Annotated in this window: 17 protein-coding genes; 9 read left to right on the plus strand and 8 right to left on the minus strand. The window is 70.6% G+C overall.

Annotated features, from left to right (window positions below; genetic code table 11):
• A partial coding sequence (locus tag G6031_RS11905) for an MFS transporter (protein ID WP_182653366.1) occupies positions 1-1,006 on the minus strand: 1,006 nt, incomplete at its 3' end.
• Positions 1,007-1,079: 73 nt separating this feature from the next.
• Between G6031_RS11905 and G6031_RS11910 the strand changes: the two genes are divergently transcribed.
• The gene (locus G6031_RS11910; RefSeq protein WP_179523990.1) at positions 1,080-1,712 is read left to right on the plus strand and encodes a YqgE/AlgH family protein; all 633 of its coding nucleotides are present in this window, start codon (positions 1,080-1,082) and stop codon (positions 1,710-1,712) included.
• A 77-nt stretch (positions 1,713-1,789) separates the two neighbouring features.
• A complete protein-coding gene (locus G6031_RS11915; RefSeq protein WP_347238487.1) occupies positions 1,790-2,995 on the plus strand; it encodes an MFS transporter in 1,206 nt (401 codons plus the stop codon).
• 22 nt (positions 2,996-3,017) lie between these two features.
• Here G6031_RS11915 and G6031_RS11920 read toward each other — a convergent pair whose 3' ends face one another.
• Both G6031_RS11920 and G6031_RS19205 read right to left on the minus strand, forming a co-directional pair.
• Positions 3,018-3,452 (minus strand): VOC family protein, encoded by a 435-nt coding sequence (locus tag G6031_RS11920; RefSeq protein WP_182609913.1) that lies wholly within the window; start codon positions 3,450-3,452, stop codon positions 3,018-3,020.
• Positions 3,449-4,324, minus strand: a complete 876-nt coding sequence (locus G6031_RS19205) for a helix-turn-helix domain-containing protein (protein ID WP_182644712.1) — start codon at positions 4,322-4,324, stop codon at positions 3,449-3,451. Before G6031_RS19205 ends, G6031_RS11920 begins: the two co-directional genes overlap by 4 nt.
• Before the next feature lie 64 nt (positions 4,325-4,388).
• Here G6031_RS19205 and G6031_RS11930 point away from each other — a divergent pair, with 64 nt between their 5' ends.
• Together G6031_RS11930 and G6031_RS11935 are read left to right on the plus strand one after the other, a co-directional pair.
• Complete coding sequence (locus G6031_RS11930; RefSeq protein WP_182644713.1) at positions 4,389-5,093, plus strand: AzlC family ABC transporter permease; 705 nt, start codon at positions 4,389-4,391, stop codon at positions 5,091-5,093.
• Between the two features lie 62 nt (positions 5,094-5,155).
• Complete coding sequence (locus G6031_RS11935; protein WP_179526069.1) at positions 5,156-5,440, plus strand: AzlD domain-containing protein; 285 nt, start codon at positions 5,156-5,158, stop codon at positions 5,438-5,440.
• Positions 5,441-5,550: 110 nt separating this feature from the next.
• Here the strand turns inward: G6031_RS11935 and G6031_RS11940 are convergent, their stop codons facing one another.
• Positions 5,551-6,795 (minus strand): cytochrome P450, encoded by a 1,245-nt coding sequence (locus tag G6031_RS11940; protein WP_338404159.1) that lies wholly within the window; start codon positions 6,793-6,795, stop codon positions 5,551-5,553.
• A 71-nt stretch (positions 6,796-6,866) separates the two neighbouring features.
• Here G6031_RS11940 and G6031_RS11945 point away from each other — a divergent pair, with 71 nt between their 5' ends.
• Positions 6,867-7,319, plus strand: a complete 453-nt coding sequence (locus G6031_RS11945; RefSeq protein WP_304816738.1) for a MarR family transcriptional regulator — start codon at positions 6,867-6,869, stop codon at positions 7,317-7,319.
• A 1-nt stretch (position 7,320) separates the two neighbouring features.
• Here the strand turns inward: G6031_RS11945 and G6031_RS11950 are convergent, their stop codons facing one another.
• The gene (locus tag G6031_RS11950; protein ID WP_182653367.1) at positions 7,321-7,866 is read right to left on the minus strand and encodes a GNAT family N-acetyltransferase; all 546 of its coding nucleotides are present in this window, start codon (positions 7,864-7,866) and stop codon (positions 7,321-7,323) included.
• 77 nt (positions 7,867-7,943) lie between these two features.
• Complete coding sequence (locus G6031_RS11955; RefSeq protein WP_182644715.1) at positions 7,944-8,231, minus strand: hypothetical protein; 288 nt, start codon at positions 8,229-8,231, stop codon at positions 7,944-7,946.
• An 882-nt stretch (positions 8,232-9,113) separates the two neighbouring features.
• Here G6031_RS11955 and G6031_RS11960 point away from each other — a divergent pair.
• Positions 9,114-9,815 (plus strand): type 1 glutamine amidotransferase domain-containing protein, encoded by a 702-nt coding sequence (locus G6031_RS11960; RefSeq protein WP_179523983.1) that lies wholly within the window; start codon positions 9,114-9,116, stop codon positions 9,813-9,815.
• Between the two features lie 55 nt (positions 9,816-9,870).
• Entirely contained in the window at positions 9,871-10,722 is an 852-nt protein-coding gene (locus G6031_RS11965; protein WP_182653368.1) for an alpha/beta hydrolase, read from the plus strand.
• Between the two features lie 16 nt (positions 10,723-10,738).
• Here the strand turns inward: G6031_RS11965 and G6031_RS11970 are convergent, their stop codons facing one another.
• Complete coding sequence (locus G6031_RS11970; RefSeq protein ID WP_182644717.1) at positions 10,739-11,722, minus strand: bile acid:sodium symporter family protein; 984 nt, start codon at positions 11,720-11,722, stop codon at positions 10,739-10,741.
• 72 nt (positions 11,723-11,794) lie between these two features.
• Between G6031_RS11970 and G6031_RS11975 the strand changes: the two genes are divergently transcribed.
• The gene (locus G6031_RS11975; protein ID WP_179523980.1) at positions 11,795-12,178 is read left to right on the plus strand and encodes a DUF202 domain-containing protein; all 384 of its coding nucleotides are present in this window, start codon (positions 11,795-11,797) and stop codon (positions 12,176-12,178) included.
• The gene (locus G6031_RS11980) at positions 12,175-12,549 is read left to right on the plus strand and encodes a DUF202 domain-containing protein (RefSeq protein WP_182653369.1); all 375 of its coding nucleotides are present in this window, start codon (positions 12,175-12,177) and stop codon (positions 12,547-12,549) included. The genes G6031_RS11975 and G6031_RS11980 overlap by 4 nt, the downstream gene beginning before the upstream one ends.
• A 67-nt stretch (positions 12,550-12,616) precedes the next feature.
• Here G6031_RS11980 and G6031_RS11985 read toward each other — a convergent pair whose 3' ends face one another.
• On the minus strand, positions 12,617-13,195 hold the full coding sequence (locus G6031_RS11985; protein WP_182653370.1) for a hemerythrin domain-containing protein: 579 nt from the start codon (positions 13,193-13,195) through the stop codon (positions 12,617-12,619).
• Between the last annotated feature and the right edge of the window lie 238 nt (positions 13,196-13,433).

The raw sequence follows: 13,433 nt of genomic DNA on the forward strand, positions 1-13,433 counted from the left end.
CCACGACCAGGATCCGCCGGGTCCGGGCGATGGCCCACGGGGTGACCACCGCGGCCAGGCCCATCCCACCGGCGACGGCGGCGGACAGCAGGCCGAACCCGCCCATCCCGGCCACCACCGGGCCACCGCCCCCGTCGGACTCCACGTCGCGCAACAGCAGAACCGCGAGCATGGTGGTGATGCCGAACGCCGCCCGGCCGAGCGTGACCCCGGCCAACGCGACCCAGACCAGGGCTGTGGAGCGGGCGGCCCGCACGCCCTCGGCCAGACCCCCGGCGAACAGCGTCACGGCATCCCGGGCCACGCCGGATCCGGGGTCGGTGCCGGATTCGTCGTCGTCGGGCCCGAGGTGCCGTGGGGGAAGCGCGAGGATGGCCCACACCCCCAGGACGGCGGTGATCACGGCGGGCACGAGGGTCCACGAGACGGCGGCGTCGCCGGCGCCGAGCACCGCCAGCACCGCGAACGCCGCGACCGCACCGACCGCGGTCACCACCGACCCGACAGTGACCAGGACCGAGTTGGTGGCGGCGAGGATCCGGTCGGGCACCACCCGCGGCATGGCCGCGGTCATGCCGGTGTTGATGAGCCGGCCGAGTCCGATCGCGACCAGGGACAGCCCGAACAGCGCGGCCAGTCCCGCTCCCGAATGGACGGCACCGGCGGCGATGAGCGCGATCGTGGCGACGATCGCCAGGGTTCTGACGAGTGCCGCCACCGCCACCACGACCCGCCTGTCCCAGCGGTCCAGGGCGGCGGCGGCGAACGGGCCCACGATCGAGTACGGCAGCAGCATCACGGCGAACCCGCCCGCGATCGCCGCCGGTGTCGTGGCGGTCTCGGGGCTGAAGAGCACGATCCCGCCGAGCGCGGCCTGGTGGATCCCCTCGCTGAGCAGGGCGGCCAGGCGCGCGGTGGACAGGCGGCCGAGACCGTCGGACTCGCGCAACGCCGTGGCCAGGCGCCCGCGCGTCGGATCGGCCGGTCCTGCGGACAAGGAGGTCACGGGAGCCACCGTAGCGAGACCCGATCGAGGGGACGCGGATGTGGGCGGGCGGTGGCGCGGGCATCATGGGGACATGGACACGGGACCGGACGATCTGAGTGGCGGAGGCCTCTTCGGCGACCGCCTCTATGACGCGATGGACAAGCGGGATCCCGTCGCGGGTTCGCTGCTCATCGCGGCGCCGGACATGCCGGACCCCAACTTCCGGCGCGCCATCATCTACGTGATCGAACACGACCATTCCGGTTCGCTCGGCGTGGTGATCACCCGCCGGAGCGACACGCCGGTCGAGACGATCCTGCCCGGCTGGGCGGAGATGTGTGCGCCACCGGCCGTGTTCCACATCGGAGGCCCGGTCAAGCCGGACACCGGGATCGCGTTGGTGGTGCTCGGGTCGGGCGTCGACGGCGAGATGCACCAGGGGTTGCAGCAGATCGAGGGCAGGGTCCACGTGGTGGACCTCGACAGCGAACCCGACCTGCTCCGCGACTCCGTGGAGGGGATGCGCGTGTTCGTGGGGTACACCGGCTGGGCGCCCGGGCAGTTGCAGGGAGAGCTCGACCGCGGCGACTGGTACGTGGCCCCCAGCCTGCCGAGCGATCTGCTCGCGCCGGCGCACGTGGACGTCTGGGGAACGGTGCTGCGTCGCCAGGAGATGCCTCTCCCCCTCTACGCCACCTTCGTGAACGACGGGGACGTGAACTGATCCGACCCGCCCGGTCGGGTGTCTCATTATGTGAGACGAAGTAGTCAGATAGTAGGACCGCGAGTATTCTCCCGCTGGTGGAGGCAGGAGCGAGCGGCGAGACCCGGGTGGGCCCACGACAGTGGGCGATCCTCGGCGTCGGTACGCTCGCCGCGTCCTCCGCCTCGGCGTTCGTGGCCGGTGTGGCCTTCCTTCTCCCCTACCTCCACTCGGTGGCCGGCCTGTCGCTCCCCGCCGCGGGTGCGCTCGTGGCCATGCCCTCGGTCGGGACCGCACTCACTCTCGTGGCCTGGGGCTGGCTCGTCGACCGCGCCGGAGAGCGGCTCGTGCTCGTGAGCGGATCCGTTCTCACCACGGCCGCCCTGGCAGGCGCTCTCGTCACCCCGTCACTGACCCTCCTCGGCGTGTGCTTCCTGCTCGCGGGAGCGGCCTCGGCATCGGCGGCCTCGGCGAGCGGTCGACTGGTGGTGGGATGGTTCCCCGCTGGACGACGGGGCATGGCGATGGGCGTCCGGCAGATGTCGCAACCCCTCGGAGCGGCGGTCGCGGCGATGTCCATGCCGGCGCTGGCCGCCTCGCAGGGTCTCCGGGCCGCGCTGGCGGTCCCCCTGGTCATGGCTGCGGTCTCCGCGGTCGCGGCGCTCGTCGTCGTCACCGATCCTCCCCGGCCGGACCGTCACGACCCCGGGTCCACCACACTCGCCACCTCGCCGTACCGGGCGTCGCGCTACCTGCACCGGATCCACGGCGTCTCGGTGCTGCTCGTACTCCCCCAGGCGCTCATGCAGTCGTTCATGCTCGCGTGGTTGGTCCTCGGGCACGGCTGGTCGCCCGTCTCGGCCGGCGCGGTCGTGACGGTGGCGCAACTGCTGGGTGCGGTCGGACGCATCGTCGTCGGCGTGATCTCCGACCGGGTGGGGTCGCGGCTGACTCCGCTTCGCGCGGTTGCCGTGTCGGTCTCGGTCGGCCTGGCGGTCCTGGCTGCCGCGGAGGTGTTCGGGGCCCCCGGTGTCGTCGCCGTGGCCCTCGCCGTGATCGCGACGGTCCTGTCCGTGGCGGACAACGGTCTCGCCTTCACCGCGGTCGCCGAACACGCCGGACCCCATTGGAGCGGGCGGGCCCTCGGAGTCCAGAACACCGCGCAGTTCCTCGCGATCTCGGCGATCACCCCGGTCTTCGCGGCGGGAATCGACCGGTGGGGTTACGGGCCGGTCTTCGCCGGGGCCGCGCTGGTGGCCGCGCTGGCCGTGCCCGTCGTGCCTCGCGCCGACCGGGTCCGGTGATCCCGACCGGTGTGCCCGGCCGTCACCCGGTGGCCGCGCCGGGCGCCGGGTGACCCCGGTACTGCCCCACCGACCACACGTTCCCCTCGGGGTCTCGGGCGGAGAAGGTGTGGTCACCGTAATCGGTGTCGTGCATCTCCATGACGATCTCGGCCCCCGCCGCCCGGGCGCGCTGGTAGACGGCGTCGGAATCGGCCGTCACCACGTAGGCGAGACCCGTCCCGGGTGGTGTGGCGTGCGGGTCGTCGTCCCCTCGCCCGCCGTCCCCGAGCATGACGCCTCCGCCCTCGGGCCAGAGCAGTTCTGCGTGGACGATCCGCCCGCCCTCGGTGTGCGAGACGGTCTCGACGAAGCCCAGGGCCTGGACGAGCCAGTCGATCACGACCCGGGAGTCGGTGCAGCGGAAGCAGTGCCAGACGGTGGGCGCGGGTTCGGCGCCGGGTTCGTGTGTACTCATGCCGGTGAGTCTCCCCCGGGGTCGGGCGGCCAGGCTTGGATGTTTCGGAACTCTTCCCCGATCCAGTTCGTCGGCGACGTGCCCGCGTACCGCCGATAGGCTGCGTCGAGGTGGGCGTGGTCGGCGTACCCGTGGTCGTGGGCGAGGTCGGCCAGTCGGAGCCCGTCCGGACGTGGTCCCGAGGCCCTGCGGACGGCCTCACGCAGGGCCGAGTGAGTTGACTCGAAGCGCAGCAGGTCGGCGAGCGCCTTGGTCCCGATCCCCAGTTCGGCCCTGCAGAGCGTCGACAGGTGGCGGGGCGTCACCCCGACCTCCGAGGCCACCCGGGACACCCGCATGCGACCACCGGAGGCCTCGAGCAGTCGCCACGCGCCCACCACCTCCCGGCGCGGACCGGGTACGCGTTCGTACCTGTCCGCCGCCGAGGCCAGGCCCTCGGCCACGAGGTCGGCGCGGTCACGGGCGGGTGCCGAGGCCACCCGCGAGTGAAGCGCCCGGACCCGGGAACCGAGGACGTCCTCGCCCTCGTGCGTGAGCTCGGAGAGAGCGGCCGCCGGCATCCCGAACAGGCGCCGCGCGGCGAGGGGGTGCACCGCGACCTGGACTCCTTCCTCGCGGTCGGGCCGTTGCAGGTAGACGGGTCGGGTGTGGAACCCGCCGAGGCAGACGTCGTGGCGTACCCCCTCCCGTCGGGCCCAGTCCGCGAAGGAATACGAGCACAGCAGAGGAGCGTCCGTGGCGACGACGAGGGTCAGGGTGGAGGAGGGCAGCCCCCGGTGTGGTGGCCGCTGCGGCCGCGGGCCGATCCCCTCGACGGCATACGAGATGAGCCGCCTGACCCCGGGCGGCGGAGTGGCCTCGCGCACGCTCACGCCACCAAGTGTGCCCCGTCCTGTCGGGGGTGACCAGACCCCCGCGGTCGCTACACTGCTCCGCGTGCCGTCCACCCCCTCTACCAGCGCAGAGATCCGCAAGGGTCTGGCCGACTGCTCCACGGTCGGACTCGGTCTGGTCCCCCTGGGACTGGCGTTCGGGGTCCTGCTCACCCAGGCGGGATTCGCGTGGTGGTGGGCCCCGGTGTTTTCCGTGGTGATCTACGCCGGGTCCATGGAGTTCCTGGCGATCGGTCTGCTCTCGGCCCTCACTCCCCTGTACTCGCTGGCCGCTGCGGCGTTCCTGGTCAACTTCCGCCACGTCTTCTACGGACTGAGTTTCCCGTTGGACGCCATCCGCTCGCGTCTCGGCCGCCTCTACGCCGTCTACGCGCTCACCGACGAGGTCTACGCGATCACCGCCACCAAGCGCCGCACGGAGATGACGGGGGCGCGGACGTTGACCATCTCCCTCACCTGTCAGACGTTGTGGGTGGTCCCCGGCATCGTCGGCGCGCTGGTCGGGGCCGCTCTGCCCGCCGGGCTGGACGGTCTGCAGTTCGCGCTGACCGCGCTGTTCGCCGTCCTCGCGGTGGACGCGTGGCGTGCCTCGGGAGACCTGCCGGCCCCCGTGATCGGCCTGGTGTGCGGTCTGGTGGCGGCGTGGCTGGCCCCGGAGCAGATGCTGATCGTGGGGCTGTGCGCGTTCGTGGCCGTGTTGATCGCGCGGTACGCGTGGGCGACCCGCGAAGGGCGGGAACCGGCGTGAGCTCACCGTTGACCGGTGCCCCGGTGCCGGGAACCGGCTATCTGCTCGCCGGGCTGGGAGTGATGTTCGTCGTGACCATGGCCCTGCGCGCCGCCCCGTTCGTCGCGCTCACCCGGCTCCGCGACTCGCGGGTCGTGCGCTACCTGGGCCGCACGATGCCGGCCGGCGTGATGGTGGTGCTGGTGGTCTACACCCTGCGCGACACCACCGCCGCCCTCGGCTCCTGGCTGCCCGCCGGAGCCGCGTTGGCTCTCACCCTGGCTGTGCACCTGGTGTGGCGACGGGCGGCGGCGAGCATCATCGTGGGTACCGCCACCTACATGCTGTTGGGAGCCTGGCTCGGGTGAGACCGGCACGCGCGTCCCCCGATGCACTGCCGCACGGGCAGGGGGCAGGCGAGAGTTCACCGGGAGGAGCGGCTCCGCGGAACCACAGCGGCCCGGCCGATTCCAGAAGCTCAGTGGGCCACGGGACAGGTGCCCAGGTCGACCTTCCACTCGGTGAGGCCGTTGAGCCAGCCGGACCGCAGCCGCGTGGGTTCGCCCAGCGCGGTGAGGTCGGGGAAATAGTCGGCGACGGCGTTGAAGATGATCTCGAGCTGCATCTTCGCCAGATTGGCGCCGAGGCAGTAATGGGGACCCTGCCCACCGAAGGTCACGTGGGGGTTCGGGTCGCGGAGGATGTTGAACGTGAACGGGTCCTCGAAGACGTCCTCGTCGAAGTTCGCCGATCCGTAGCAGATCAGCACGCGATCCCCCTTGGCCATGGACACGCCCCCGATCTCGACGTCCTCCATGGCGGTCCGCTGGAACTGGGTGATCGGTGAGGCCCACCGGAGGATCTCGTCGTAGGCGGTCTCCGGGCGCTCGCGCTTGAACAACTCCCACTGGTCGGGGTTCTCCAGCATGGCCACCATGCCGTGGGTGGTGGCGTTGCGGGTGGTCTCGTTGCCGGCGACGGACAGCAGGGTGACGAACCAGCCGAACTCCTCGGGCGACAGGTGCTCTCCGTCGACGTCGGCCTGGACGAGCTTGGTCACGATGTCGTCCCGCGGGTTGGCGGCACGGTCCTCGGCCATGGTGTTCGCGTACCCGATGAGTTCCATTGACGCGATGGCGGGAGCGTCGGGGTCGCCCCCGGCGTCGTAGCTGGTCATGATGTTGGACCACTCGAAGATCTTGTGGCGGTCCTCCTGCGGAACGCCGAGCAGATCCGCGATCGCCTGGAGCGGGAGCTCGGAGGCGATCGCGGTGACGAAGTCGTCGGCGTTCGACTCCGCGGCGGCGGTGACGATCTTGCGCGCGCGGTCGGCGAGTTCCTCGCGCATGCCGGCCACGCCGCGTGGGGTGAAGCCGCGGGAGATGATACGGCGGTGCTTCTTGTGGATCTCACCGTCCTCGTTGACCAGCATCGACCGCTGGGCCTCGATGATCGAGCGGTCGGTTCCCTCGGAGAACCGCGGGATCATCGTGTTCTCCCCCGCGGAGAACAGTTCGCCGGTGAGGCGCGAGATCTCCTTGACGTCGGCGTGCCTGGTGACGAGCCAGTAGTGGTCGTCGTCGAAGCCGTCCGACCCGGGACGCTTGTCGACGCGGTGGATCGGTTCGGTCTGCCGCAACTGGCGCCACTCCTCGTGCGGGAGTCGTTTCTCGAACAGGTCCGGGTCGGTGAAGTCGAATCCTGCTGGGATGGTCACGTTCACGATGTCTCCTGCGCCTCGTCCACCGCCGGTCGGCAGGTGTGGGAAAGGTGAATAGTGGTAACTATATACGCGTGGCACTGTCTGGGAGTGAGATTCTCGATCGCGCGTTGATGCTGGCCGAGGAGATGTCGGGTTCGATCGAGCGCGCTGCGGCGAACTACGGCCTCACGGTGCCGCGACTGGAGTTGCTGTTCGTCCTGGGGCTCGAGGGCGAGTGCAAGCAGGTGGAGCTGGCGACCTTCCTGGACTGCTCGCCGCGCCAGGTCACCGCCCTCGTCGACGGGCTGGTCGCCAGCGGACACGTGGTCCGGACCATGCCGCCGGACGACCGGCGGGTCCGTCTGGTCAACCTCACCGACGAGTCGCGTCGGATCGTCGAGGAGGTCGTGTCGGCGCGTGTCGCGCTGGCGGAGTGGCTGTTCGACGGGCTCGACGACGACGAGCTGCAGGCATTCGGTGCCGTCTCGGAGAAACTGGTCTCGCGAATGGGTGGACGGTCACTGAGCCGGCTGACCCAGCAGTGAGTCAGGCCGTGCAGGCCGCGCAGCCGGTGTCCTCCCGGGCGTACTCGACGAACCCGCGGGACAGGTAGTTCGGGATCGCGGCCGGGGAGTCGTCCCCGCACGTGTGCAGCCAGACCCTGCGGCACCCCGGGACCTGCCAGGCGATCCGGACGGTCTCGGAGAGGAACCATCCGCCGAGTCCCAGGCCGGCGAAGCGGGGGAGCAGGCCGAAATAGACGATCTCCACATCGACCCCGTCGGCCGGGTCCCCGTGGCCCGAACCCGGCTCGTCCCCGCACGGGCTCATGCGCAACTCGGCGAACCCGGCGACCTCGCTGCCCCGGGTCGCCCGGAAGGTGGTGACGCAGGGGTCTGCGCAGTAGGAGGCCCAGTGTCCGTCCGACCAGTCGAGTCGGTCGGTCCACTTCCAGTCGGCGCCGATCTCGCGGTACATCTGCGAGTTGAAGGCGGGCTCGGCCGGGAAGACCCGGGAGATCGTCAGGTCCGCGCGGCGAGCCGGGCGCAGCCAGGACGCGTCGGTCTGCTGCAGATAGGTCACGCTGGTCATCGCGCTATTCAAGCACCGTAGCCCTGCCGCGACCCAACCGGAGTCGGGGCGTAGCAGGGCGCGGTGGACGCCGGGCGTCAATTGACGGTGAGGTGCACTCCCGGAATGTTCAGCCCGTTGACAGCCCCCGCAACAGCGGCAGCGCCGTTGTTGAAGCCATCCGCACTCGCACTCTGCAGACCCGCGCCGGTGAACGGGTTCGCCGCGACGGCTCCACCGAGTCCGAGAGCGGAGACTGCGCTGCCGGTACCGAGTCCGGCGGCGCCGATACCGGCGGCGAGCGGAGAGATGCCGAGAGCCGCGGCGGGACCGAGGTACGGCAGGATTACCGCGCCCAGGCCGATGAGAAAGGTGATGGGGTCCATGGTGGGTCCTTTCGTCGATTCTCTGGAACGTCAGCCGATGGTCACGTGCTTCGGCTGAACGACTGGTGGAGGCTGCACCGGGATCAACGGGATGGTGATGGCCGGCGGTGCATGCGCTGGTGGAGGAGCAGGTTCGGGTGGTGGCGCGGGAGCGGGTGCAGGGGCGCGACCGGGTACCGGAGCCGCAGGGTAGGCCTGCCTGACCGGCGCCGGTGCAATGCGAACAGGTGCGGCGGCCTCAGCCGGGACAGGTCGAACCGCGGGCTCCTCGGAGGTGGACGATGCCGGCGGCTCCCGCGTGACCGAGGCGGTCGACGTGGCAGGGCTGGGCGGCGGCGGCGGAGTCGTCGTCGAGGACCGGACCGGGGTGGCCGTGGTGGTCAACCCGGCCTGGGCGACCGGAGCCCCGGTCGACACTCCATCCACCCCTCCGGCCTGCCCGGCCGTGAGAACCGCGGCAGCGGCCCCCGCGGAGGCGCCGAGAACCGCCAGTCCGGCGAGCGCGAGCGATGCCCTCATCGGACCCGTCGCTCTCCCCGACGTATCGCCGTTCATACCCGCCCTCCCGGTCATCCGAACCGAACGCCGTCCTCGTTCACTCACGAGCCACTCAGCTCGTGCGGTGAGAACGTTAAGGCGCGGCTTCCGCGGCCTGCAATTGCTTCGTCGACTAAGAATGGGAACGCTGTTCCGGCGCGTTGACCTGCTGATACATCGTCAACATGGGTGTCATTCGAATCGCTGCTGGTAGGGCGGGGGGCCGTCTGAGGATCACGGGCTCGGGAACCCGGAGAGCATTCGCTTACCCCGCGTCGTCTGTGACCCGAAACACCCCGGACGCGTTCAGTTGCGGTTCAGCGTGACCTCCGTAGGGTCGCGGCCATGACCAGCGTCCTCATGATCCTGTCCGCCGCCGACCACTGGACCCTCAAGGACGGCTCCGCGCACCCCACCGGGTTCTGGGCCGAGGAGTTCGTCACGCCCTACGAGGTCTTCACCGGGGCCGGGTGGAACGTCACCGTGGCCACTCCCGGGGGCCGCGCGCCCACGGTCGACCAGGCCAGCCTCGGCGAGGGGGCGGGCGATCCGCAGACCCTCGAGAAGGTCAAGGCCTCGCTCGACCAGCTCGCCCCCGTTCTGAACTCGCCCGTCGACCTGGCGTCCGTGGACCACTCGGAGTACGACCTGGTCTTCTACCCCGGCGGCCACGGCCCGCTCGAGGACCTGGCCCGCGACCAGACGTCCGGGGCGATCCTGACCGAGCGCGTGAGCGCCGGCTCGCCCGTGGCCCTGCTCTGCCACGCCCCCGCCGCCGTGCTCGCCGCGTCCGAGGACCCGGCCTCCTCGCCGTTCGCCGGCTACCGAATGACCGGATTCTCCAACGTCGAGGAGGAGCAGGTGGGACTGGCGGCCAACGCCCCCTGGCTCCTCGAGGACAAGCTCGTCGAGCTCGGCGCGGACTACTCCTCGGCCGCCGAGCCGTGGGGCTCGTACGTCGTGGTGGACCGGGGCGTCTACACCGGCCAGAACCCGCAGTCCTCCGCGGAACTGGCCGAGCGGCTCGTCGCGGACTTCGCGGGCTGAGCCTGAGGCCGGAACGCCTACCGTGACCGGGGAACAGCAGCATCGGAGGTCCGATATGGCGCACGTCGTCGACAGCCATGCCGTCATCGGCGGCCACCGCGTCGCCCACGGCGTCCACGGGGCCGGGGAGCCTGTGGTGCTGGTGCACGGCACCCCGTCGTCGTCATATATCTGGCGGAACATCGTGCCCCGGCTCGTCGACGCCGGGTACCGCGTGCACGTGTTCGACCTGCTGGGGTACGGCCTGTCGGAGCGACCGTGGGACCCGGCCGTCGACACGTCGATCACCGGCAACGTCGCGGTCCTGGACGGGCTTCTCGACCTGTGGGGACTGGACTCGTTCCACCTGGTCGCCCACGACATCGGCGGCGGCGTCGCCCAGCGATTCGGGGTCCGCTCGATCGAGCGCCTGCGCACGCTCACACTGATCGACGTGGTGAGCTTTGACACCTACCCCTCCGAGCGGACCCGGCAGCAGATGGCAGACGGGCTGGAGGTGTTGGCGAAGAAGCCCGACGACGAGCACCGCGAGCACTTCCGCGAGTGGCTGCTGTCCACGCACAGCGACCCCACGGGCTTCGACCCGGAGGCCCTGGACGTGTACGTGGACTTTATCAGCGGACCGATCGGTCAACCGAGCCTGTTCCAGCACCAGGTCGCGCACTACGACCCCGTGCACACCATGGAGATCAGCGACAGGCTGCACACACTGGGTCAGGTCCCGGTCCAACTGATCTGGGGTGCGGACGACACCTGGCAGGTCATCGATCACGCCCACCGGCTGCACCGGGCGATCCCGGGCAGTGCCCTCCACGTGATCGACGACTGCGGTCACTTCGCGCCGGAGGAACGCCCCGTGGAGGTGTCGGCGGCGGTGCTCGGGTTCCTGGACCAGAACCGCTCCTAGCTGGGTCGTGCCCGCCTCACTCCGCGGGCGCCTCGGTTCCCTCCGCACGGCCGTAGTGGCCCGCCAGCCACGCGCACACGATCAGCTGGATCTGGTGGAACAGCATCAGGGGGAGCACCAGGAGTCCGACGGGTTGGCCGACGAACAGCACCGCGGCCATGGGCAGCCCCGTGGCCAGGGACTTCTTGGACCCGCAGAACTGCACGACCCTCTTGTCGCGGTCGGCGAACCCGAGCGCGCGGGAGAGCAGCGCGGTCAGGCCCAGCACCACCGCGAGCAGGACGCAGCACGCGGCGATCAGCCACGCGAGCTGGGCCGGCCCCACCCTCGACCAGATGCCGTCGGCGACCCCGTCGGAGAACGCCGCGTAGACGATCAGGACGATCACCGACTTGTCGAACAGCGCGAGGCGCTTGATCCTCGTGGTGACCGGCAGGACCCACCGCCTCAGCAGCTGGCCCAGGACGAACGGCAGGAGCAGTTGCAGGGCGATCTTCCCGACCGAGTCCCACGTGATGACCACCGATCCGTCCCTGGTCATGAGCGCGAAGACCAACAGGGGAGTGATGACCACCCCGAGCAGATTGGACACGGACGCGGAGACCACGGCGGCGCTCACGTGGCCGCGGGCGATCGCCACGAAGGTGATCGAGGACTGCACGGTGGACGGGACGAGCGTCAGGAAGAGGAAACCGGCGGCCAGCGGCTCACCGAGTACCGGCGTGAGCGCCCACCTGCCCAGGAGCCCCAGGGCCGGGAACAGCAGGAACGTCGCCGCCAGCACCACCGAGTGCAACCGCCAGTGCTTCACACCGGCCAGCAGCTCCCGGGGTTCCAACCGCGCGCCGTAGAGGAAGAACAGGACGGCGATCCCCACGGTGGTGACCCACCCGAGCGCCGTCGCCGCGCCTCCGGTCGCCGGCAGCACCGCCGCCACCACGACGGCGGCCAGGATCGCGAGGATGAACGGCTCGATCCGGAGGCGACGCAGAAAGCTCATCGACCCATTTCATCACCCCGGTCCGCGGGCGGTCCGCACGAGGCCCGCAGGGGCGGCCGATAGGCTCGGGGGATGACGGAGCGAGTCGGACAGGGGTGGCGGCCCAAGTCGCTGCGGGACGGCGAGGAACCGGACCCGCGGTTCACGCTCGCCAACGAGCGCACCTTCCTGGCGTGGATCCGGACGAGCCTCGGCCTGATGGCCGGCGCCGTGGCGATGGAGGCCTTCGCCGGCGACGAGATCCCTGAGATCATCCGGACCCCGCTGGCCTGCGTACTCCTCGTGATGGCGGCGCTGCTGGCCACCGTGTCGTTCCGACGCTGGATCCGGATCGAGGCGTCCATGCGTCACAACAGGCCGCTTCCGGTCCCGCAGGCGTCGATCCTCCTGGTGCTGGGCATCGCGACCGGTGCGATCCTGCTGGTCGTCGCGATCCTCGGCGGCACCATCGCATGAGCGCAGGCGCCCCGCGGCGGCGGATCGGCGTGCGCCCGGAGGCCGTCCCGCCCGACGTCGGACTCCAGGCCGAGCGCACCAGCCTGTCGTGGGCGCGGACCTGGGCCGTGGTGACGGTGAACATCATCCTGGTGGCCAAGTTGATCGCCGAGACCTCGTGGGTGTGGGCGGCCGTCTTCGCGACCCTCATCGTGGTTCCCCTGCTCGCGCTGCTCAGGGTGCAGCTGCACCACGAACAGCGGGTGGGGCGGTTCGTCCGGGCCGGAGAGGTCCAGCAGACCCAGGTCCGCTACAACATCGGCCTGGTGGCGATGGTGCTGGTGATGGCCGGATGCGGCCTCACCGCCGTCCTGATCCGGGTGCTGTTCTAGCCGTACAGACCAGTCGCACGGACGCCCGCGATTGCAGACGCCCGCGCCCGGACCAGGACCGGTCGGGTCAGGTGTTCTTGAGGCGACCGCTCAGGGCGTCGCGGAGCCGGTCCACCATGCCGACACCGGGCCCCAGGGTCATGTGGAACAACTCGGAGTGCGGGGATCCGGGGTGCGGACGGGTGGGGGCGATCTTCTTGGCCGCCTCGACCTTCCGGCCCAGGTCGAGCAGGTCCTCGGCGGAGACGGCTGCCCGCAACTTGGGGAACTGGTCGCTCTCCTCGTCGTCCGCGTGGTGATCGAGGAGTTCCTTGAAGCGCTTCACGGTGGCGATGAACTCGGCGCTCTCGGAGTCCAGGCCCTCGAGCTCCTTCATCACCTCTTCGATCTCCTGGTGCTCTTCCTTGTCGTGCTCGACCTCGTCGCCGCCGTCCGGGACCTCGCGCTCGTAGACGGGGTAGACGAACAACTCCTCGGCCACCGAGTGCCGGGTCACCTCGGCGATCACGGAGTCGGCCAGCGAACGGCGCTCCTTGGGGTCGGTGGTCTCCTCGATCATCTCGATCAGCCCGATCATCTCGCGATGGTCGGCGGTGAGGATGTCGACGACGTCCTTGGTGGACTCTGTCGTGGACTTCTGGGCCATGGCGAGCTCCTTCACGGTGTGGGTCGGATGGACCTCTGACCGTAGGCAGCGTGCGGGGAGCGGGCCACCGGTCGGGCCGGCACGCGGGCCCCCACCCGGGCCCCCCACGCGGGCTCCACACAGGCCTCCCCGCGCTGTCCTACCGGGTGGTGGCGCTCTCCGATTCGCACATGCCCTGCAGGGCGCACGATCCGCAGCCGCCGGTCACGCCGCAGTCGGCGGCGGGGTCCGCGGGGTC

Source organism: Dietzia sp. CQ4, from assembly GCF_014145125.1.
GTDB classification, from domain to species: Bacteria; Actinomycetota; Actinomycetes; order Mycobacteriales; family Mycobacteriaceae; genus Dietzia; species Dietzia natronolimnaea.

Excerpts from the sequence above, each read along its gene's own strand:
- G6031_RS11910 (WP_179523990.1), top strand. The coding sequence starts at position 1,080 with ATGGACACGGGACCGGACGATCTGAGTGGCGGAGGCCTCTTCGGCGAC.
- G6031_RS11920 (WP_182609913.1), bottom strand. The coding sequence starts at position 3,452 with ATGAGTACACACGAACCCGGCGCCGAACCCGCGCCCACCGTCTGGCAC.
- G6031_RS11935 (WP_179526069.1), top strand. The coding sequence starts at position 5,156 with ATGTTCGTCGTGACCATGGCCCTGCGCGCCGCCCCGTTCGTCGCGCTC.
- G6031_RS11950 (WP_182653367.1), bottom strand. The coding sequence starts at position 7,866 with ATGACCAGCGTGACCTATCTGCAGCAGACCGACGCGTCCTGGCTGCGC.
- G6031_RS11955 (WP_182644715.1), bottom strand. The coding sequence starts at position 8,231 with ATGGACCCCATCACCTTTCTCATCGGCCTGGGCGCGGTAATCCTGCCG.
- G6031_RS11960 (WP_179523983.1), top strand. The coding sequence starts at position 9,114 with ATGACCAGCGTCCTCATGATCCTGTCCGCCGCCGACCACTGGACCCTC.
- G6031_RS11965 (WP_182653368.1), top strand. The coding sequence starts at position 9,871 with ATGGCGCACGTCGTCGACAGCCATGCCGTCATCGGCGGCCACCGCGTC.
- G6031_RS11970 (WP_182644717.1), bottom strand. The coding sequence starts at position 11,722 with ATGAGCTTTCTGCGTCGCCTCCGGATCGAGCCGTTCATCCTCGCGATC.
- G6031_RS11975 (WP_179523980.1), top strand. The coding sequence starts at position 11,795 with ATGACGGAGCGAGTCGGACAGGGGTGGCGGCCCAAGTCGCTGCGGGAC.
- G6031_RS11980 (WP_182653369.1), top strand. The coding sequence starts at position 12,175 with ATGAGCGCAGGCGCCCCGCGGCGGCGGATCGGCGTGCGCCCGGAGGCC.
- G6031_RS11985 (WP_182653370.1), bottom strand. The coding sequence starts at position 13,195 with ATGGCCCAGAAGTCCACGACAGAGTCCACCAAGGACGTCGTCGACATC.